Origin of the sequence: Mesorhizobium sp. M1338 (genome assembly GCF_040318045.1) — a bacterium.
In the GTDB taxonomy this organism is placed as follows: Bacteria; Pseudomonadota; Alphaproteobacteria; order Rhizobiales; family Rhizobiaceae; genus Mesorhizobium.
The window spans coordinates 71,341-91,627 of record NZ_JAMYLL010000018.1; the positions used below are offsets into that span (position 1 = coordinate 71,341).

Sequence of the window (20,287 nt, forward strand, 5' to 3'; positions counted from 1 at the left end):
TTCAACCAGGAAGCCGGATATTGACCTTACCGGTACAAGGCCATTCCGCAGTTTTGGAGCAGAACGTGTCTGGTGACGTATTGCCGATGGCAGGGCGTGGTGTTGACATGCCTAGAAACCTTTCGGGCGGAAGATTCCGGGCTTCGTGAGGCGCTAGTTGGTGCGCCTCACGGAAACACCTCGAGAAGTGGGAGGCGGACACGAAACCGCAGGATACCGCGATTTCCAGGACCGGCATCGCCGAATGGGCAAGCAGGAGTTTCGCATGTTCCAATCGCAATTCCCGGAAGTAGCGGCAGGGTGAGCGACCGATATCATTGCGGAAGAGGCGCTCCACCTGTCGCCGCGACAGCCCTGCAGCCGCCGCGAGGTCCGTCATGGTAAGCGGGGCGGCCAGGTTCCTCTGCATCAATTCGATGAGTTTCACGACCGTCGGATTGAGCCTGCCATGCCGACGTAGCAGCGGCAGCCGCTGGCGCTCACCGCCCGTGCGGACGCGGCCGGCGACGGCCAATTCCGCTACGCCCACCGCGACAGATTCGCCGCAATGATGTTTCACAAGCTCGACCATCATATCGAAGGCTGCCGTGCCCCCGGCGCAGCTCCAGATGTTGTTGTCGACTTCGTAGATGATCGCCGTCGCCTCAACGCGCATGAACCGCTCCTTGAACTCAGGCAGGGCCTCCCAATGGACGGCGCACTTGCGGTCATTGAGCAGCCCGGCTTTGGCCAAAGCAGCGACGCCGCTGCCAAACGCGCCCGTCCCAGCGCGGCACTGCCGACATTCCCGCAACCATGCGCTCAGCACTTTGGTTTCGCGCCCTTCAACGTCCTCATCGCCGAAGACCAGAGCCAGCACCGGGCGTTCAGGCTGCATCAGGTACCTGCGCTCCTGGGCCACATCGGCGTCGGCCGCCACAACAATACCGCAGCTTGCCCGCACGGCTCCGCCCAGGTGAGAAACGGTACGCCAGCGAAAGGCTTCCCGCCCGGCTACTCTGTTGGCAAGACGGAAGACATCCAATGCCGATGACAGGGCCAGGAGTTCGAACCCGGGCGCCAAATACAGCGCGACCGTAATCGGGTCAGAAGCAGGAACGGACGCCCAAGCGTCTTGGGGCCAGTGGTGGACCATTTCAGACTCTCCGCCGTGTTCTCTTAGCGACGCGGGATAACTAGCCCGCATTTAAGCGATGGGTGAAATCAACGAAAGGACGATTGCGTCGGCCTGGCAGTAGATTTGGGACACCGCCTGGTTCTTCCAATTATCAGGCACAAAGACCTGATCGCGACTTGCCCGACCATCTGCTTAAGTCTTTGCATGGTGGTCCCATCTAAGCGTCAGACAAGGGGCCATTTCTAACTTATATAAAGCTCGACCTGATCAATTTCTCTATGACAACTATCGATACGGAATTTGATATCTCTCATAACCCTTCCACGCACATGGCAACGCCCATGCCGCCACCGATGCACAGGGTTGCCAGACCCTTTGACACGCCGCGCCGCCTCATTTCGAACAGCAGGGTATTGAGTACGCGCGCGCCGGACGCGCCGATCGGATGGCCGATGGCAATGGCGCCGCCGTTAACGTTGACGATCGAGGTATTCCAGCCGAGGTCCTTGTTGACGGCGCAGGCCTGCGCGGCAAAGGCTTCGTTGGCCTCTACCAACTCGACATCCGCGATCGCCCAGCCGGCCTTTTCCAACGCTTTGCGGGACGCGGGGATTGGGCCGGTGCCCATGATCTGCGGATCGACGCCGGCGGTTGCCCAAGAAGCGATGCGGGCCAGCGGCTCGATGCCGCGGCGACCTGCCTCTTCCTCGGTCATCAGAAGCGTAGCCGCCGCGCCGTCGTTAAGGCCTGATGCATTGCCGGCTGTGACCGTGCCTTCCTTGTCGAAGGCGGTACGCAGTTTGGTCATCGATTCAAGCGTCGCGCCATGGCGGATATATTCGTCCTGGTCGACAATGACGTCGCCCTTGCGGCCCTTGACGATGAAGGGAATGATTTCATCAGCAAAGCGGCCAGCTTTCTGCGCAGCTTCCGCCTTGTTCTGCGAGGCAAGCGCAAACTGGTCCTGGTCATCACGGGAAAGCTGCCACTTCTTGGCGATGTTTTCGGCCGTTGTGCCCATGTGATAGCCATAAAATGCGTCGGTCAGGCCGTCTTTGATCATGGTATCGACCATCTTGAAGTCGCCCATCTTCACGCCGCCGCGCAGGTGGGCGCAATGCGGCGCCATCGACATGGATTCCATGCCGCCAGCGACAATAATCTTGGCGTCACCCGTGGCAATCTGCTGCATGCCGAGCGCGACCGCGCGCAGCCCCGAACCGCAGAGCTGGTTCATGCCCCAGGCGGTCGCCTCCTGTGGAATACCGGCCTTGATGGCAGCTTGGCGGGCAGGGTTCTGGCCCTCGCCGGCGGACAGGACCTGGCCGAGAATGACCTCATCGACTTCGGCCGCTCCGACGCCAGCGCGCTCCAGAACGCCCTTGACGACTGCGGCACCAAGCTCATGGGCCGCCGTGTTGGCAAAAGAACCGTTAAACGAACCAACCGCGGTCCGTGCTGCGCTGGCGATGACGATAGATGCGGTCATGATGGTTCCCTTTGCTTATGAAAAGAACTAAACGGCTCCCCGGCCAATCTGTTGACGATTGTCGCTGCGGTGGCGCTGCGGAACTCGCTTTCGCCCACGCCGTCGGCAAGCTCAACGATCTGCAATCCGCCGTCGACGACATCGAGCACGCCCAGATTTGTGATGATCCTGTCGACCACCCGCTGACCGGTCAGAGGCAGGGTACATCCCTTCAGCACCTTTGATTCACCGGCCTTGTTGGTATGGTCCATTACCACCACTACGCGCTTCACACCGGCGACCAGATCCATTGCCCCGCCCATCCCTTTGACCAGCTTGCCGGGGATCATCCAGTTGGCGAGATCGCCCTCCTCCGACACTTCCATTGCGCCAAGGATGGCCATGGCAATCTTGCCGCCGCGTATCATCGCGAAGCTTTGCGCGGAGTCGAAGAAGGCCGAATGCGGCAGAGCCGTCACTGTCTGTTTGCCGGCGTTGATCAGATCCGCGTCGATCGCGTCCTGGGTCGGGAACGGGCCAATACCGAGAAGGCCGTTCTCCGACTGAAGCGTCACGTGGACCCCTTCAGGAATGTGGTTGGCAACCAGAGTTGGAATGCCGATGCCGAGATTGACATAGGTACCATCTTCAAGCTCGCGGGCCGCTCGCGCAGCCATCTGGTTTCGATCCCAAGCCATGTGTTCCCTCCCCTTACGCTGCTACGCGCGTCGTGCGTTGTTCGATGCGCTTCTCGTGTTCCCCCTGGATCAGGCGATGCACGTAAATCCCAGGCAGGTGGATCTGATCAGGATCGAGACTGCCGACTGGCACGATCTCTTCGACCTCCACGGCACAAATCTTGCCGCAGGTTGCTGCCGGCGGATTGAAGTTGCGAGCCGTCTTGCGAAAGACGAGGTTGCCTGTCGTGTCCGCTTTCCAGGCTTTGACAATTGCGAGGTCAGCAACGATGCCAGTCTCAAGAACATAGGTCTCGCCGTTGAACGCCTTATGCTCCTTACCTTCGGCCACGACCGTGCCGACGCCGGTCTTGGTATAGAACCCTGCGATACCGGCGCCGCCAGCACGCATGCGTTCGGCAAGCGTGCCCTGCGGATTGAATTCCAGCTCGAGCTCGCCGCTGAGATACTGCCGCATGAACTCCGTGTTCTCGCCGACATAGGAGGAGATCATCTTTTTGATCTGCTTCGTCTTCAGCAGCACGCCAAGCCCGAAATCGTCGACGCCGCAGTTGTTCGAGGCGATCGTCAGGTCCCTGGTCCCCGCCTCGCGGATCACACCGATCAAAAGTTCCGGGATGCCGCATAGGCCAAACCCGCCGGCAGCAATCGTCATGCCGTCATGCAGAACACCCTCCAGCGCATTTGCTGCACTGGAAAAAACCTTATTCATCTTGTCCTCCACTTTGCGATGCCCGCGCCTTTTCAGCCAGACCTCGTCTCACGGCAACTTTGCGGATTGCGCATGACGCGACCATTCGTAAGAATACGTAGATCCATACGTGGAGGATTTATTATGCCGAGTTCGGCCAGAGCGCGAAACTTGGGCAATCTTGATCGCATCGGCTTCCTGCATGCGCCTGACGCGACGCTGGTGCTTTCTAATCGCGTCATCCTACGGGCAAGCCATCGCGTCCAATCCGTCTTTGGCTGGTCGATCCGCGAGGTTGAGGGACAGTCGATGAGAATACTGTACCCCGGTCAAACCGATTACGAGGTGATCGGCGAAAAAGCCCGCCGCGCCATGCAGACCGATCCCGTCTACCGCGATGCCCGCTTCATGCGCCGAAAGGACGGGGAGGTGGTTTGGATGGAGGCGTATGGTGCTGCGCTTGATCAGGATGATCCACAAGAATTGGCGATCTGGTCTTATCGCCCGGTCGCGGCAGAACATAGCCAGGGTCACGGCCTGACCGCCGCAGAGGCGCGGATTGCGCGCTATCTCGTCAACGGCTTCACCAGCAAGGAAATGGCCCGGTCCATTGGTTGTTCCCCAAGGACTGTCGAAGTCCACCGCGCGAACATGATCGCAAAGTTCGGGGTTCGCAACACGTCTGAACTAGTGGCGCGGCTGCTGGCCGCGCGATAGGGACCTGCGCGTCGCTCAGTGCCGAGGCCTTGGGCCCGGTCTCGGCCGTCTCAATGGTCATGAATGTGATGGCCCGCATCAGTCGCTCGCCCCTTGCTTGAGACAAATGGAGAACACCGCGGGAAGGCCATTTACACCGTCCGCCCTGAGCACCATCATCGCCTATATAGTAGCTCCGATTTTCAAGCCTTCAAACACAGCTTCCTCTGCCGTGCGCGGTGCTAGGCAATCACCCAACATATGGATCGGAATGTCCAGCCCCTTCAGTTCGGCCTTTAAACCGTCAAAGGGGCGATGGCCGCGACACAGAACCAGCATGTCGATGTCGTCAAAGACCATCGCGTTACGGCTTGCGGTGTGCTGGAAGAAGACTGTACCATTATCGGCCCCGAAGACCCTCGCGCATGTGGTGACGCGAATCCAGCTTATGAAATTCGGCCGCGATATTGTCACGTACATAGAGCGGCAGCGCGGCTCCAAGATGGGTTCCGTTGACGGCAAGTTCGACGCTGCTGCCTTCCCTAACCATCATCTCGGCGACGCCGGGGCCGATCCAGTCGTTGCGCCAATCAGCTACGACGACCCGTCGACCAGGCTTCACCTCGTTGCGCAAAATCTGCCACGGATCGACGACCTGAATGGAATCGTCAAATTCCAGCTTGGGCAGATAAGGCGTTGCACCGGTTGCCATGACTACGGCATCGGGCGCTTCCTTTTCGACCAATGCATGATCAACCCAGATACCGCGCTTGACCTGAACTTGGTGGATTTCAAGTTCGCGCGTGAGATTGGTAATGATTCCGCCGAATTCTGCGCGGCGGGGCAGAAGCTGCGCCAGTCGGGCCTGCCCTCCTAGCCTGAAAAATTCACGGTGGGTTGGCGGATGTGGTTCAAGCCGTTGAAATGAAGTAGGATTTGGTTGCTAAAGCCGATCCGAATCATTTCCGGAGACCACACCCGCCATGAATGATCCTACGCTGCCGCTGAGCGGCTTGTCATCTGTCGGCGGCAAGTCCGTCGTCGCCCGTTTCGACGGCGGCATGCTGTCGTCGGACAGTGGCGTTCTGGCTCTAGCAGAGGTGGAGAAACGACTGCGGGTGGCCGACCGTCTGGCGCGCTGCATCGATGATCCACGCAGCCCGGACCAGGTCATCCACAACTTTGCAGATATGATCGGCTTCCGCATGAAGATGATCGCCGCCGGTTACGAGGATGGCAACGACGCCAACCGGCTGCGTTCCGACCCGGTCTTCAAGATGGCCCAGGATGCGCCCCCTTCCATCTGGCGTCGCAATCGACGATGTGTCGGCTGGAGAACCTACCCGATGTGCGCTCGCTGCTCGCCATGGGCCGGACGATGGTCGACCTCTACTGCGCCTCCTTCCGGCAGATTCCGAAGCGGATCGTGCTCGACATCGACGACACGTTTGACGCCGTGCACGGCAACCAGCAGCTCCGCCTCTTCAATGCCCATCACGACGAGTACGGCTTCCAGCCGATCGTTGTGTTCGATGGCGACGGCCGGTTCGTGGCTGCTGTCCTGCGACCGGCCAAGCGGCCAAGTGGGGCTGAGATCCGCTCACCTGCGCCGCCTGGTGCGGGCGATCCGGAGCAACTGGCCGAACATCCGGATCCTGATCCGGGCCGACGGTCACTATTGCAGCCCGCAGATCATCGACTGGTGCCGCGCCAACGATGTCGACTTCATCCTCGGCGTACCGCCCACCATGACCCTGCGCAAGCATGTCGCGGACCTGGAAGCCCGCCCGACGGCGCTCTACGAGGATGTCTACTGCCGGCGCGGAGCGGCCGAGAACCACATCAAGTAGTGGAAGACGCGTCTCGCCGCCGACCGAACGTCCTGCACAAGAGCGACGGCCAACCAGTTCCGGTTTCTCTATGCGGCTTTCGCGGGGTCTCGCTTCTCTACGGGATCGGCGCTCTGGCCCTCCCTCCATGGGATTCAGAAGAACGAGGTGGAACAATCTGTTACCGCGTCCTGATGCCCAGTGCGATCGGTACTTCCGGAACTACGAACTCACCTCATCCTCGTCCCGCGAAGGACGGCTTTCCACCGGCAGGTGGAACTGTGTCGCCCTTCTATCGGGGGCGATGATTTTCACATTTGATCCTCTGGTTCATTCCCTATCTATCTCCTTGTTCGGGCCGATGGGGCGACCTCTCCTCGTCCCGACCTGCTTCGACACTGGCCGCCGCGCGCAATGATCGTCAAGGGTGGGACCGCAGGGGCCCATCGCGCAGCGACTTGCCTTGACGGGCACGAGCACGGCGGCATGCTGGACGCTGGTCGGGACGCGGTCAGCCGGCGACCGGCATGATTTCCGTCCTGGTCCAGCGGAACTGCGTGCCGTCGCGCCACATCCGGTGCATGATCACCGCCAGCCGACGGGCGAGCGCAACAACGGCCTTCTGTTGGCCGCGCCGCTTGGCGACGTTCATCGCCCAGGCCTTCAGCCAGGACCATTTCGTCACCCGTGTCAGCAGGGTCTGCGCGGCCTCGTAGAGCAGCGTTCGTATCATGCGGTCGCCGCACAGCGAGATCCGACCGATGCGGCGGCTTTCGCCCGACTCGTTGAGCACCGGCGTCAAGCCTAAAATCGGCCCGATCGCTTTCGAATTGCGGAAGCGGGCCGGCACGTCGATGGTCGCGGTGTAGGCCAGCGCCACGACCGGGCCGACACCGGGAATCGACATCAGTCGGCGGCAATTCTCGTCATCCCGGACGATCGTCAGAACCTTGCGGTGCAGGGCGGCAAAATTCGGGCGCAGCTTGGCGCGCGCCTCGAGCAGCGGTTCGATGATATCGGCCAGATCGGGCATGCCGTCGGTGAGCTCGCGGATACGCGCCGCGAAGCCGGCTTCTCCGACTTTGCCGACTTTGAACCCGAAATTGCGCAGCAAGCCGCTGATGTCGTTCTCGACGGCAATGGCTTTTCCTGCAAGAGCTTGCGCGCCTGCAAACCCCACCTGCCATCACGACGGATCACCGCCGGCGCCTGACGAGGTTCGCGGAAAAGCGCCCAACAGCGGCCACATCGCCGCTTCAGGCCGCCAAAATCTCATCGCCGTGCATCAAGGCGGCTAGTTGGCTTTCTCCTTCCTAAAGGGTGACCTGATGTCCACGCTTGGCCACTGTGATTGCTGCTTTCATCCCGCCTGGGCCGCCGCCTATAACGATGATGCGACGGGATCTTTCGGCACGAGGCAGCGTGCCGTAGTGAAGTTCCCGGCCGGTTTCTGGATGTTGAATGCAAGAGATCGGATAGTCGCGGTGAAAATGGCCGATGCATGCCTGATTGCAGCCAATACAAGCCCGGATGTCGTCGGGACGCTCATCGCGGGCATGTCCGCAAAACCTCCTGCAATAATCGCCTCGGCTTCATGCGGTTGATTGATCCTTCCCGTGACAAAAACGGGAATACCCAGCCGGTCCGTAAACCGTTTAGCGTCATTGGCAAGATACCCGCTTGGACAGGCCATCGGCAGCGCGATACGGACGGCACCTCCGATGGTAGCAGAGGTCCCTGCGGTCACGCTAACATAGTCCAGAAGCGGTTCCAGCGCGACGCAACATGCTAGAACATCGTCACTTTCTAGCCCGGTATCGTCGCGGTCATCTGTGCTGATCCGCATACCGATGACAAAGTTTTCGTCCGTTTGTGCACGCATAGCTGCAAGGGCTTCGCGGAAAAACCGCAGCCGATTGTCAAAGCAGCCCCCGTATTCATCTGTCCGCTGGTTGACTTCAGGATTCAGGAACTGGATCGGCAGGTATCCGTGGCTTGCGACGAATTCCACACCATCCAGGCCTGCCATGAACATGCGACGTGCGGACGCCGCATAGCCTGCCACGATCTCGTCGATAAGATCCTCCTCTAGTGCGCGAGGCATCACATGGAAACGCTCGTTAGGGGAGACGGAAGGCGCATAGGCTAGGGCAAGCAGACCATCCGCGCTTTCCATAATTTCGCGGCCGGGATGGAAAAGCTGCGAGAAGACCGTGCAGTCCTCCACATGGCATACATCGGCAAGCTGTCGGTAACCCTCAATGCAGGTGTCTTCAGTGGCCATCAGCATATGCGAGGTATAGCGCGCAGTTTCATGCACACCAGCCACCTGCGTGACGATCAGACCTACCCCACCTTTTGCACGGGCCTGATGATAGGCGATCAACTCTGTGTTTATTAAGGCATCTGTAGGCATGGTCGTGTCATGACCGTGATAGTATGCGGTTCCGGATAGTCTTTCCGCGAACTTTCAAGGGCGAGAAAAGTCTTGAGAAAAGCCTACCATGTGGCTCATCCCGCGCGCGCTGTTTCCAATCGACGGGCGACAATGGTAAAATACGATTGCGTTCGTGCCTTCATAATGCAGCGGTGTATTTTCGGGCACCCAGAGCACGTCGCCGGGGCCGCAGTTGAATACCTCGTCGCCCACGCGCAATCTGAAATTGCCTTCGAGCGTTACAATCAGCTCATCATAAAGAACGGTCCACGCGATCGAACATTCGTCGAACCGGGCGATGCCCGCACCCATTGACTTGCTGATTTCCGGACCGACCAAACGGCTTCTCTATGCCCTTTGCGGCTCGTCGCCATATGCCTCGAAGTCGCGATTACCGGCCTTGAAGTGTATTATGCCAAACAAGTTCTACCCCCTGAGTCTACCAAATTCCGCATTTGCATTAGGTCCTTCAGTAAAGAGCCTATTTCAACCTCACCGGCCGGTTCGGTATTTGAGCATTCCCGGAGTGGATGCTGCTGACCGTGTAAAACGATAGGGACCTAGGGGGTCGGCGATACGGCCTTATCCGATGGTCGTATCCGCTTCCTTACCGACATTGGAGGGCGCCGCCGATAGCCCTCTTCCAGGCTGTATCAGGCGAGAACTGCACAGCCTCGTCAACCAACTCGGATCGCGTTCCGGCACTGAGCCAAGCAATGTGCGGGTATAAGGCGATTCAGGAAAATCCAGCACCCTGCCCTTCAGGCCGGCCTCCACAATGCGACCGGCACGCATTATCACGACATCATCGGCGATTGCGCGGACGGTCGAAATATCATGAGTGATAAACATATAGGCCAGACCAAGCTGGGATTGCAGATTGTCGAGAAGTTTTAGAATTTCCTCGGCTACAATCTGGTCAAGAGCGGAAGTCACTTCATCGCAAATGATCAGTTGGGGCTCTGCGGCAATCGCCCTGGCTATCCCGATGCGCTGTTTTTGCCCGCCTGAAAGTTCCGAAGGCAGCCGGTTTATGAAACTGTCCGGCTCGAGTCCGATCAGATCAAGCAATTCCCGCACGCGGCTGGTCAGGGCCTGTCCGCGTAAACCTAAGTACATCTGCGCCGGGCGCCCGATCAGTTCACCAATCCGCAGTTTGGGATTCAGTGCTGTATCCGCCATCTGGTATATCATCTGCACCCGGCGAAGCTGATCGCGGCTGCGCTTCCGATAACTGGCGGGCAATTCGTCGCCCGCCAAACGAATACTTCCTTGCGACGGCGGCGTGAGGCCGGTAATTACCCGGGCTAACGTGGATTTCCCCGACCCGCTTTCGCCAACTATCGCGACGGTGCGTCCATTGCGGAAATCAAGATTGATATCCTGCAAACACAGGACGTGCCCGTAGGCCGCGCTGACATTTCGGATGGCCAGGAGCGGCTTTCCGGTCGACGTGACCTCGGGGCGCTCCGGCCTGCTGTAATCGCGCACGGCCCAGAGCGAACGGGAATAGTCCTCACGCGGGGCGTTTACCATTTCCGCAGTGTCAGCCTCTTCAACCTCACGTCCGTGCCGCAGGATTTTGATCCTGTCCGCCATCTGTGCCACCACCGCCAGGTCATGGGTGATATAGATCGCCGCCGTATTATATTGCTTGACAATGTCTCGTATCGCCGACAGCACCTCGACCTGAGTGGTCACATCCAGCGCCGTCGTCGGCTCGTCGAAGATGATCAGGTCGGGACGGCATGACATGGCCATGGCGGTCATGGCGCGCTGCAACTGGCCGCCAGAAACCTGATGCGGATAACGAAAGCCGATCCGTTCGTGATCGGGCAGCTGCATACGGCGATAGAGGTCGAAAGCATCCCGAATCGCTTCATCGCGTTGCATGACGCCATGCTGCACCGGCCCCTCGATATATTGCGAGATCAGCCGGTGGGCCGGGTTGAAGCTGGCCGCCGCCGATTGCGCCACATAGGCAATCCGGCGTCCGAGGATGGCGCGATGCGCGGCCTCCGACTGGCCACGCAGATCGATCCCGTCGAAATGGATCGATCCGCCCGAGATCCGGCATCCGTCGCGGGCAAAGCCCATGGCGGCAAGGCCCAACGTCGACTTGCCCGCGCCGGATTCACCGATCAGCCCGAGCACTTCGCCTTTTCTCAACGTCAGATCGACACCGTCCACGACCGACGTCCAGATATCGTTCGACCGGGCCTCGATATGAACGTCTTTCATTACCAGAAGCGGGGTATCCGTGGACATATCCGGCATTGGCCTACTCCTTCAGCCCGCTGGCGAGATGCAAGAACCAGTCGACCACGAAATTCACGGCGACCGCAAGCAGCGCGATGGCCCCAGCGGGCAGAAGCGGGGTCACATCGCCGAAGGTGATCAGCGCCGCATTGTCACGCACCATCGAGCCCCAGTCGGCCATCGGCGGCTGTATCCCGACTCCAAGGAAGGACAGCGCCGAGATCGATAGGAAGACGAAGCAGAAGCGCAGGCCGAACTCGGCGATCAGCGGTGCCAGCGCATTGGGCAGGACCTCGCGGAATACCAGACGGAACAGGCTTTCGCCACGCAGCCGGGCCGCCTCGACAAAATCCATCGTGACGATGGTCTGCGCCACCGCCCGTGCCACCCGGAACACGCGGGTTGAATCGATCACGGCAATTACCAGCACCAGCGAAATTATCGATGTGCCGAAGATAGTCAGCAGCAGCAGCGAGAAGATCAGCGCCGGAATCGCCATCATCACATCGACAAAGCGGCTGGAAAGCTGATCGACCCAGCCGCCCACCGTCGCGGCCAGCAATCCGAAGGTTGAGCCAAGCACGAAGGCGATCACCGTGACGGCGAACGCGATACCTACGGTATTGCGTGCGCCATAGATTAGCCGGGTGAACATGTCACGGCCCAGATTGTCCGTGCCAAGCAAATTGGTCGCGCTCCATGGCATGAACTGATCGGCCACCACCTCATGTTCGGCAAACGGCGCGATTAGCGGGGCGAGAATAGCGCCGCCGACATAGAGCAGGATGATCAGCATGCCAAAAGAGGCGGCAACCGGCGCCTGGCGGACCGCGATCCTGACATAGCCGGTGGTGCAGCGCGTCAGGATCCAGCGAAACGACCATCCGGCCATCGTACCGAAAACGATTGCAAGGGCTCCCCAAGTCAGGAACATGACAGGTGTCATTGGAAAAGCCCCTTCACTTGGTGTGCAACAGTCGCGGGTTCGTCAGGATCGACAGCACATCCGCCAGCAGATTGATCAGCACATAGGTGGCAGCAAAGATCAGGGCGATCGATTGCACCACTGGCATGTCGCGTCGCGAGACCGAATCCACCATCAGCTGCCCGAGGCCCGGATAGACGAAGACGACCTCTACTATGACGACACCGGTAATCAGGTAGGCGATGTTGATCGCGACCACAGTGATGATCGGGGCCAAGGCGTTCGGCAGCGCGTGAATTACGATGACGCGCGAAGATGTCATCCCTTTCAGCCACGCCATTTCGATATAGGGCAAGGCAAGCAGATTGATGATCGCGGCCCGTGTCATCCGCATCATATGGGCGGTAACCACCATGGTGAGGGTCAGCGCCGGCAAGAAGGCGCTGTAGAGATAGCCGCCAAGCCCTCCTCCCGGTGTCAGCCGCGTCATCGAGGGGAAGATCCCGGTCTGGGCCAGCGCGCAGATCAGGATATAGGCGACGAAGAATTCTGGGAAGGAGATCGCAGTCAGGGCAACGCCGTTCAGCAGCCGGTCCGGTAGCGTGTTGCGTAAAAGCGCCGTAAGCACCCCAAGGCCGATGGCGAGGGGGACTGCAAGGACGATGCTGTAGGTCGCCAGAAAGAACGTATTCTCCAGCCGCGGATGCAGCAATTCGGAGATCGGCCTGCCGGTGGCAAGGGATTTACCGAAATCCCCCGTTACCGCACCACCGAGCCAGTGCATATAGCGAATATAGGCTGGCTGATCGAGGCCGAGCTCTAGGCGCAGAGAGGCGAGCGTTTCCGGCGTAGCAGACTGACCCAGCATCGCTTCGGCAATATCCCCCGGGAGCAACTCGGCCGCCAAAAAGATCACCAGCGATACGAGGAAAAGTGTGACCAAGCCCAGAGCCAGTCGTTGGAGTATCAGATTACCGATTTTGCGCATTTGCCTTTCCCGCGGACATCCTCAGATACGCCAGCGTGGCGGAGTGCCTCCTGCTCTCCGCCACGCCCCGATTTCAGATTGCGATCCCGAAGAGTCAGGCGAAGGACCAGCGTTCCAGGCAGCGCGCGCCGTCCATCTCCGCGATCCCGGAAACGCGGTCGCTCGGAACCACCGATTTGTTCGCCGCGAAAACAAAATCGGCAAACATTGGGATGACGACACTGTACTCGTCGCTGACCAACTGCTGAATGTCGCCGTAGATCTGACGCCGCTTCGCCTCGTCACCCTCGCGACGCGCCGCCTTGGTCAGATCCTCGACCCGAGGATCGCTCATCCCCGATTCATTGCTATCCGAGGCCTTCGACCACGCCATGGTCAGAATCGCATCCTCGGTGGGACGCCCGCCCCAATAGCTGGTGAAGAACGGTGTCTTCATCCAGACTTGGCTCCAGTAGCCATCATTCGGCCTGCGGTCGACGGTGATGTTGATACCACCTTTGGCCGCTTGTTCCGCGTAAAGCAAGCTGGCATCGACCGCGCCGGTGTAGGCCGCATCCGCAGTGCTGAGCTTCACATTGATACTGTCCATCCCGGCCGCTTTCAGATGGAAGCGCGCCTTGTCGGGATCATAGCTGCGCGCCGCGATATGGGGATTGTGGAAGCGGTAATCTTGGGAGATAGGCTGGTCATTCCCGACACTGCCGAAGCCGTAAAGGATCTTTTTCACGAGCTCCTCACGTTCGACGCCGTATTTGAGCGCTTGACGCACATGGACGTTGACGAAGGGGTCGAGCGAGCCATTTGCAGTGAAAGCGTAATAGCGGCGGCCGGGGGTATTGCCGACGAAGATATTCGGCGAGCGCTTCAGCAGCTGAGCGGTCTTGGGATCGACACGGTTGATCAGGTCGACTTCGCCCGAGACCAGCGCGCTTTGCCGAGCGACGGGATCGGCTATACTAATCAGTTCTACGGAATCGAAATTGCCCTGTTTGAACGAATCCGGATTGCGCTCCAGCGTTGCGCCGATACCGGCTTGGAAGTTGCGCAGCAGATAGGGACCTGCACCTACGTCAAACACCGGCTTGCCGTCCTCGAACGGCATGATGCCCATGGTGTAGTCGGCGAGCGCGAAAGGAAAGTCGATATTGCCGGCTTCCAGCGTGAAGACCACCGTCTCGGGACCATCGGCCTTGATATCTGTGATCTGGGCAAACAGCGCGGTCATGCCCGATGCGCTGTGGCTCTTGCGTGTCAGGTTCACCGTCGCGATGACATCCTCAGGGGTAACGGGTTTGCCATTGCTGAACTGGATGCCCTTGCGAAGACGGAAGGCCCAGGTGGCATGTCCATTCGATGGCTCGAAGGATTCGGCCATCTCTGGGGCTATAATGCCATCGGCCAGAACCTCGACCAAATTGCCGCGCACCGAGCAACCGATTAGATACATAAAGATATCGGTCCAGTTCCGCGGGTCCAGCGTATCGGACGTCGAGCCGCCGCCCACCCCGAAGCGCAGCTTGCCGCCTTTGCGCGGCGCAGCGCGGGCGGAAAGCGGCATCAGGAGGCCGCCCGCAGTGATCGCGAAACCTGCCGCTGCCCCAATCAGCACGGAGCGGCGAGTAAGGCCGGAATTCGGGGTTGTCGTGTCGTATTCATTTTTCATTTTTATCTCCTCTCTGGTGGTTTCAGTGCTTACGCCGGTCCGAGTTCAGTCCGGCGGAAGTGGGTTCTGCCGGCCCAGACCGAGCATGTTTCGAACCTCGGCCGGGCCGAGAAGGCGGACGCCCAATGCCCCGACCAGATCGGCGGCGCGCGCAACCAGTTCTGCATTGGTCGCTAATCGTCCCCTATCGAGGTACAGATTGTCCTCAAGGCCGACTCGGACGTTGCCACCGGCGAGGATTGCCGCGGCGACAAAGGGCATCTGGTCCCTCCCCAGCGAAAAGGCTGACCACGTGCAATCCGGCGGCATTGCGTTCACCATCGCCATGAGGGTATTCAGGTCATTGGGAGCACCCCATGGCACTCCCATGCAAAGCTGAATCAGCGCCGGAGACGGGATCACCCCGTCGGAAAGCATCCGCTTCGCGAACCACAGATGGCCGGTATCGAATATTTCCAGTTCCGGCCGCACTCCCAAATCCGCGATGATCCGGCCCATGGCCCGCAGGATTCCCGGCGTGTTGACCATGATCAGATCGGAATCGCCGAAATTCATCGATCCGCAATCGATGGTGCAGATTTCCGGGCGGCATTCCACAATATGCGCCAGCCGCTCGCCCGCGCCGATCAGATCGGTGCCTGTAGCGTCGAAGGGCAGCGGCTGATCCTCTGAACCCAGCACCAGATCCCCGCCCATGCCGCAGGTCAGGTTCAGCACGACATCGACATCCGCGCTGCGGATCCGGTCGGTCAGCTCACGGTAAAGCGCCAGATCACGAGAAGGCTTGCCGTTTTCGGGATCGCGGACATGGCAATGCACCACCGCCGCGCCCGTCCGCGCCGCCGCTATGGCATCACCGGCGATCTGTTTCGGGCTGCGCGGAACGTGCGGGGATCTGTCCTGCGTATTGCCCGAGCCGGTGACAGCACAGGTGATAAAAACATCGCGGTTCATTTCCAACGGCATTTCAGCATGGTTCCTCTGGCTGGTGATTCGCTCCGCGTCACGCTGGCAGCTAGTTTTCCTTTGGTCACGATGCCGCCTTCCAAGCGATTGGGCGCGAGGCTGCGGTTATGCCACCTCCTTAGGGCGCAGATCGCGAATAGCATTCCCGGCGCCTTCGGGCCGGGGCAGGGTCGCATGGGCCGCAGCCAGCCGCTCTAGCGCCGCCCCCACGTGCGGCAAAGGCGGGCACACCGCGCGGGTGGCCAGATCAACATGCAGGATCATCACCTCCACCGTCGCCGCAAGCCTGCCATCCGGTGCGAGGAACCGATGGAAAATATGCGTTTTCTTGCCGCTGGCATAAAGCACCTGCGTTCTTACGGTGATCTCGTCGCCCTGATGCAGTTCGGCCAGATACCGGATATGGCTTTCTGCCGTGAAATGGCTCCGGCCGGCAGCGATATATTCGGCGGTGACGCCACAGCTTTCGGTCAGCGTATCCGTGGCATTCGAGGCGACCTCTAGGTAATGCGCCTCGTTCATATGGCCATTCGCATCTGTCCAGGTCGGCGGAATGACACGCCGCGCGGTAAGGAGAAGCACCTCATCATCCTGGCGGAAGGCCAGCCCTGCCTCATGGGTTCGGACGGTGCCGCCCGCCCCGACCCGCTCCGCCTTCAGCGCCCGGATTAACGCGACCAGGCTGGCATCGCGCGCCCGCTCCATCTGTACGATGCTACGCCCGTTCGCCTGTGCATCGGATTGGCTGGCGATGCGCTCGATCAGTGCATCGTCCAGCTCGGGCACATCCATCAAATGCGTCAAGGGCTCCGCCAGCGACGGCCCGAATTGCGCGAGGAAATGGCGAATCCCGGCTTCCCCGCCGCCCAGACGGTAGGAGTCGAACTGCCCCATCTGCGCCCAGCGAAGGCCAAAGCTATAAAGGATCGCCTCATCGATCTGGGCGGTGGTCGCGATACCGTCTTTCACCAGCCACAGTGTTTCGCGCCAAACAGCTTCCTGCAGGCGGTTGCCTATAAAGCCGTCGATTTCCCGATCAAGCACCAGTGGATGCATACCGACCGAGGTCAGGATTTCCGCCGCGCGCGCTTTCGTAGGGGCGGGTGTAGTATCGGATCCGACGATTTCGACTAATGGCAGCAGATAAACCGGGTTGAACGGATGCGCGACGATCAGCCGCCCGGGTATCGCGCATAGCTTTTGCAACTCGCTTGGGCGAAAGCCTGAAGTCGAGGAGGCAAAAACAGCCCCGTCCTTCAAATGCGGCTCGATCGCTGCGTAAAGACCTCGCTTGAGTTCCAGCCGTTCCGGAGCGCTTTCCTGAACCCAGCCGGCCCCGGTCACCGCGTCGACGACAGTATTCGCGTAGCTCAGCTTCCCCGGCAAGGGCAGCATACGGTCGTAAAGGGCGGGAAGACTGGCCCGGGCATTGGCCAGCACCTGCTGCATCCTGCGAGGGGCCTCGGGCGACGGGTCGAAGACGCAGACATCGAAACCGTTCAGCAGGAACCGCGCCGCCCAGCCGGCACCTATCACGCCGCACCCGATAATCGCGACCTTCATGTCACGCCACCTTCTTCGACAAAATTAGCGCATCAACGGCGATTGCACCGGACTCGGTGACCATCACCGGATTGACGTCAATCTCAGCGATCCGGGTGCTGAGGCCGGCGCAAAGCTTTGAAAAGGCGCTGAGGGCGCGGGCCGCCGCCTTCATGTCACGTGGCGCATCACCGCGCACCCCATCGATCAGCCGCGCCACTTTGAGGCCCCGGATCATCGCCTCGGCTTTTTCCGGTCCGAACGGCGCCCGGGCAAAGCGGCGTTCGTCGAAAAGCTCGACCAGAGTTCCGCCCGGCGAGACCATGATTAGCGGTCCAAAATCCGGATCCATGACGCAGCCAAAGGCCAGCTCGATCCCCTTTTCGGTCATCTTTTGCACAATTACACGCGAGCCAAGCCGCCGCGACAGGTCCGCGTAGGCTGCCTCGAGTGCTTTTAGATCGCGTAGGTTTACGACGACGCCGCCAGCGTCACTTTTATGGTCGATACCCGCGGCAGTCTTTAACACAAGGGGAAAGCCTAGCCGACCCGCCGCTTCCTGGAGCTCTGCGACGTCTTCGCAAATCACGCTTTGCGCCGTCTTGATGCCAAAGGCGTGCAGCAAGTCCAGACTCGCAAATTCATCCATCGGTCCGGAAAGCTTCGCGCTCCAGCGGGCGAGCATCGCCTCATCAGGCGTCTTCATTGGAGGAGCGGCGGTTTCGTCCGGCTGATTGGCCCAAGCTTGGAACCTCCGCACCGCAGCCATCGTGGCTTCGGCGCCGTTTAGGCAGGGAACGCCAAGATCGGCCAGTTCACCCCCAAGACGACGGTTATTTGCCTGACCAAAGCTAGTATAAACGAAGCAGGGCTTGGCGGTCAGCTTCGGTAACGCCTTGGCTAATGCGAAGACACCTTCCTGATAAATGTAATCGTCACGGAAATCCGCTTCGAGACCCAGCATTGAGACTTCCGGGGCCCCAGAGAGAATGCCGAGGCCGCGCTCGAAAACCTTCGGGAAGTCATCCGTCAAATCCGTAGCACAATCAAGCGGATTGGAGGGTTCGAGTTCCGGCGGCAGCGCAGCGCGGAGCGCCTCACGCGTCGCCTCGCTTAAGACGGCGAGCGGCGTTCGCATCTCGCTGGCCAAATCGACCTGCAATTCGCGCAGACCGCCACTGTCGGTCACCAGACCTACGCCGCCGGGACCAGGCTTTCGGCCTGTCGAACAGAGGAGCGCCGTATTCATCAGATCATCGATCGTATCGACCATGATCGCTCCACATTCTTCGAACACCGCTTCATAAGCTGCGTTCGAACCGGCCAGCGCCCCTGTGTGCGATCTGGCAAGTCGGGCACTTTCTTCCGTCCGCCCCACCTTGCAAACGACAACCGGAATGTCGCGCGATCGTGCAAGGTTCAGGCTGTCGATTAGCCCCTGAGGATTGCGCGCCGCTTCCATAAAGACCGCGATAGTGCGGGTGGTTTCGCGGGTGGCCGCGTAGGCTATGTATTCATCGATAGTCGCGCCAATCTCCTGACCAGGTGAGACCATTAGATCAAAGCGGTAACGAGGATCGTTCATGCCCAGAACGGTGAATACGCTGCCGGAATGCGCGATAAGCGAAATCCCCCCCGGCTTCAAATGACCGGCCGGATAGAAGCTGGCGACCGCACCACTGCGGGTATTGATGAATCCCATGCCCGAACCGCCGCAGACCGGAATGCCCGCTTCGGCGGCAATAGCGCGCAGCCGCGTCAGCATCGGGCTGCCGTCGGAGGCTTCGCCATGACACGTATCGAAAATGACCGCAGAGCGAGCATCCTTTTCGATCGCATTTATAAGCGCGCCCTCAAGATTGGCGCGGCCGACACCAAGCACCGCTACATCCGGCGCATGATCGAGATCGCGGATCGAGGTCAGCGCCTCACGACCCATAATTTCACCGCCGCGCGGATTTACGAAGCTGATCGGGCCAGCGAATTCCCGCGAAAGCGTGGAGATTGCCAGACGTGCGCCAAACGATCCGGCTTTGGCTGAGGCACCGACCACAACCATCGAGCGGGCCTCGAACATCGGGGTAAGTCGATGTGTCATGGCTTAGCCCTTGAATGCCGGATAGCGTTTTTCGGCAAAGGCTAGCGAGCCTTCACGGAAATCATCAGAACGCAGCATCCGCTCATAATTTGGCATATCACTTTTGCCGACCCACGCGCGGCGCACCGCAGCGTGAGACGCCTCGACGGAGGCATGGGCGTAATGGCGCATATATTCTTTGAGTGCGGTGCCAACCAACGGCGCGCCTTGCGCGATAGTGGCGGCAATCTCGCGAGCGTGATCCATCAACTTATCGGCGGGTACGACATCACGCACGAGACCCCAATGCTTGGCTTCATCGGCGTACATCTTGCGACCTGTCAGGATCAGATCCATCGATACGTTGAATGGAATACGATGATGCAATTTTTGGATTGCACCCCCATCCGGTAGGAAGCCGCGCTGCATTTCGGGTAACCAGAAATAAGCGTCCTGGGCACAGACGATCACATCACCGCCAAGCGCAAGCTCGAAGCCGCCACCGATCGCCCCCCCGGCCACGGCGACGACTACCGGTTTGTAAAGGCCGAAGAATTCGGGCAACCCGCCCAGCCCGCCTGGCCCAAGATCGAAGCCCTGCTCCGCATGGGCGCTTTCGCCTGCCACGAAGGCTTTCAGGTCCCAGCCCGCTGAGAAAATGTTTTTCGCATTGCCGCCACTGGACAGAATGGCCACTCGCAGATCTGGATCGTCATTGAACTGAGAAAAAACGCCATACATCTCGCGGCTCAGCGAAAGATTGATCGCATTGACAGGCGGTCGCTTCATGGCCACTTCGAGAACCGTGCCATTGATAGTTACGTTTAGCCGCGCTGATGTGCCGATCATTAGGTTGCCTCATGCTAGGATTGGGGGACCACCCCTTACGTCATGTAAAGTTCCCCTAAATGCGGCTCCGTGCGACCCAAAA

General features: G+C 59.9%; 17 protein-coding genes and 2 pseudogenes. 3 read left to right on the forward strand and 16 right to left on the reverse strand.

Annotation, left to right across the window (positions count from 1 at the left end; all coding sequences use genetic code 11):
* Position 1: 1 nt before the first annotated feature.
* From NKH19_RS17805 to NKH19_RS17820, 4 genes are all read right to left on the reverse strand, one after another.
* Positions 2-1,135, reverse strand: a complete 1,134-nt coding sequence (locus tag NKH19_RS17805; RefSeq protein ID WP_352982515.1) for a GlxA family transcriptional regulator — start codon at positions 1,133-1,135, stop codon at positions 2-4.
* A 292-nt stretch (positions 1,136-1,427) separates the two neighbouring features.
* Positions 1,428-2,609: an acetyl-CoA C-acetyltransferase gene (locus NKH19_RS17810; RefSeq protein ID WP_352982554.1), complete on the reverse strand. Its 1,182-nt coding sequence runs from the start codon at positions 2,607-2,609 to the stop codon at positions 1,428-1,430.
* The gene (locus tag NKH19_RS17815) at positions 2,603-3,283 is read right to left on the reverse strand and encodes a 3-oxoacid CoA-transferase subunit B (protein ID WP_352982517.1); all 681 of its coding nucleotides are present in this window, start codon (positions 3,281-3,283) and stop codon (positions 2,603-2,605) included. The genes NKH19_RS17810 and NKH19_RS17815 overlap by 7 nt, the downstream gene beginning before the upstream one ends.
* 13 nt (positions 3,284-3,296) lie before the next feature.
* Entirely contained in the window at positions 3,297-3,995 is a 699-nt protein-coding gene (locus NKH19_RS17820) for a CoA transferase subunit A (protein ID WP_352982555.1), read from the reverse strand.
* A 123-nt stretch (positions 3,996-4,118) separates the two neighbouring features.
* Between NKH19_RS17820 and NKH19_RS17825 the strand changes: the two genes are divergently transcribed.
* The 3 genes and pseudogenes from NKH19_RS17825 to NKH19_RS17835 all read left to right on the forward strand — a co-directional run.
* The gene (locus NKH19_RS17825; protein ID WP_352982519.1) at positions 4,119-4,691 is read left to right on the forward strand and encodes a LuxR C-terminal-related transcriptional regulator; all 573 of its coding nucleotides are present in this window, start codon (positions 4,119-4,121) and stop codon (positions 4,689-4,691) included.
* 322 nt (positions 4,692-5,013) lie between these two features.
* Positions 5,014-5,547, forward strand: coding sequence for a hypothetical protein (locus tag NKH19_RS17830; protein WP_352982520.1), 534 nt, complete (start codon positions 5,014-5,016; stop codon positions 5,545-5,547).
* 106 nt (positions 5,548-5,653) lie between these two features.
* A pseudogene (locus tag NKH19_RS17835) lies at positions 5,654-6,595 on the forward strand (IS1380 family transposase); the annotation flags it as partial.
* Positions 6,596-7,010: 415 nt separating this feature from the next.
* Here NKH19_RS17835 and NKH19_RS17840 read toward each other — a convergent pair.
* From NKH19_RS17840 to NKH19_RS17895, 12 genes and pseudogenes are all read right to left on the reverse strand, one after another.
* Positions 7,011-7,672: pseudogene (locus NKH19_RS17840) on the reverse strand (IS110 family RNA-guided transposase); the annotation flags it as partial.
* Between the two features lie 140 nt (positions 7,673-7,812).
* A complete protein-coding gene (locus NKH19_RS17845; RefSeq protein ID WP_352982557.1) occupies positions 7,813-7,863 on the reverse strand; it encodes a hypothetical protein in 51 nt (16 codons plus the stop codon).
* A gap of 17 nt (positions 7,864-7,880) precedes the next feature.
* The gene (locus NKH19_RS17850; protein ID WP_352982522.1) at positions 7,881-8,915 is read right to left on the reverse strand and encodes an oxidoreductase; all 1,035 of its coding nucleotides are present in this window, start codon (positions 8,913-8,915) and stop codon (positions 7,881-7,883) included.
* 54 nt (positions 8,916-8,969) lie between these two features.
* On the reverse strand, positions 8,970-9,275 hold the full coding sequence (locus NKH19_RS17855; RefSeq protein ID WP_502910964.1) for a EutQ-related cupin domain-containing protein: 306 nt from the start codon (positions 9,273-9,275) through the stop codon (positions 8,970-8,972).
* 243 nt (positions 9,276-9,518) lie between these two features.
* Positions 9,519-11,213 (reverse strand): ABC transporter ATP-binding protein, encoded by a 1,695-nt coding sequence (locus tag NKH19_RS17860; RefSeq protein WP_352982525.1) that lies wholly within the window; start codon positions 11,211-11,213, stop codon positions 9,519-9,521.
* A gap of 4 nt (positions 11,214-11,217) precedes the next feature.
* A complete protein-coding gene (locus NKH19_RS17865) occupies positions 11,218-11,991 on the reverse strand; it encodes an ABC transporter permease (protein WP_352982559.1) in 774 nt (257 codons plus the stop codon).
* A gap of 163 nt (positions 11,992-12,154) precedes the next feature.
* Positions 12,155-13,108, reverse strand: a complete 954-nt coding sequence (locus NKH19_RS17870; RefSeq protein ID WP_352982527.1) for an ABC transporter permease — start codon at positions 13,106-13,108, stop codon at positions 12,155-12,157.
* Between the two features lie 94 nt (positions 13,109-13,202).
* On the reverse strand, positions 13,203-14,771 hold the full coding sequence (locus tag NKH19_RS17875) for an ABC transporter substrate-binding protein (RefSeq protein ID WP_352982528.1): 1,569 nt from the start codon (positions 14,769-14,771) through the stop codon (positions 13,203-13,205).
* Positions 14,772-14,816: 45 nt separating this feature from the next.
* Entirely contained in the window at positions 14,817-15,737 is a 921-nt protein-coding gene (locus NKH19_RS17880; protein WP_352982530.1) for a beta-keto acid cleavage family enzyme, read from the reverse strand.
* Between the two features lie 105 nt (positions 15,738-15,842).
* Positions 15,843-17,300, reverse strand: a complete 1,458-nt coding sequence (locus NKH19_RS17885; RefSeq protein WP_352982532.1) for a carnitine 3-dehydrogenase — start codon at positions 17,298-17,300, stop codon at positions 15,843-15,845.
* A 1-nt stretch (position 17,301) separates the two neighbouring features.
* On the reverse strand, positions 17,302-19,377 hold the full coding sequence (locus NKH19_RS17890; RefSeq protein WP_352982533.1) for an acetate--CoA ligase family protein: 2,076 nt from the start codon (positions 19,375-19,377) through the stop codon (positions 17,302-17,304).
* A gap of 3 nt (positions 19,378-19,380) precedes the next feature.
* Complete coding sequence (locus NKH19_RS17895) at positions 19,381-20,205, reverse strand: enoyl-CoA hydratase-related protein (RefSeq protein WP_352982535.1); 825 nt, start codon at positions 20,203-20,205, stop codon at positions 19,381-19,383.
* Positions 20,206-20,287: the final 82 nt, after the last annotated feature.

Bases quoted from the DNA above. Each gene is read 5' to 3' on its own strand.
- NKH19_RS17885 (WP_352982532.1), bottom strand. From the start codon at position 17,300: ATGAAGGTCGCGATTATCGGGTGCGGCGTGATAGGTGCCGGCTGGGCG.
- NKH19_RS17815 (WP_352982517.1), bottom strand. From the start codon at position 3,283: ATGGCTTGGGATCGAAACCAGATGGCTGCGCGAGCGGCCCGCGAGCTT.
- NKH19_RS17850 (WP_352982522.1), bottom strand. From the start codon at position 8,915: ATGCCTACAGATGCCTTAATAAACACAGAGTTGATCGCCTATCATCAG.
- NKH19_RS17830 (WP_352982520.1), top strand. From the start codon at position 5,014: ATGTCGTCAAAGACCATCGCGTTACGGCTTGCGGTGTGCTGGAAGAAG.
- NKH19_RS17875 (WP_352982528.1), bottom strand. From the start codon at position 14,771: ATGAAAAATGAATACGACACGACAACCCCGAATTCCGGCCTTACTCGC.
- NKH19_RS17880 (WP_352982530.1), bottom strand. From the start codon at position 15,737: ATGCCGTTGGAAATGAACCGCGATGTTTTTATCACCTGTGCTGTCACC.
- NKH19_RS17890 (WP_352982533.1), bottom strand. From the start codon at position 19,377: ATGACACATCGACTTACCCCGATGTTCGAGGCCCGCTCGATGGTTGTG.
- NKH19_RS17825 (WP_352982519.1), top strand. From the start codon at position 4,119: ATGCCGAGTTCGGCCAGAGCGCGAAACTTGGGCAATCTTGATCGCATC.
- NKH19_RS17895 (WP_352982535.1), bottom strand. From the start codon at position 20,205: ATGATCGGCACATCAGCGCGGCTAAACGTAACTATCAATGGCACGGTT.
- NKH19_RS17870 (WP_352982527.1), bottom strand. From the start codon at position 13,108: ATGCGCAAAATCGGTAATCTGATACTCCAACGACTGGCTCTGGGCTTG.
- NKH19_RS17865 (WP_352982559.1), bottom strand. From the start codon at position 11,991: ATGCTGATCATCCTGCTCTATGTCGGCGGCGCTATTCTCGCCCCGCTA.
- NKH19_RS17820 (WP_352982555.1), bottom strand. From the start codon at position 3,995: ATGAATAAGGTTTTTTCCAGTGCAGCAAATGCGCTGGAGGGTGTTCTG.
- NKH19_RS17860 (WP_352982525.1), bottom strand. From the start codon at position 11,213: ATGCCGGATATGTCCACGGATACCCCGCTTCTGGTAATGAAAGACGTT.
- NKH19_RS17805 (WP_352982515.1), bottom strand. From the start codon at position 1,135: ATGGTCCACCACTGGCCCCAAGACGCTTGGGCGTCCGTTCCTGCTTCT.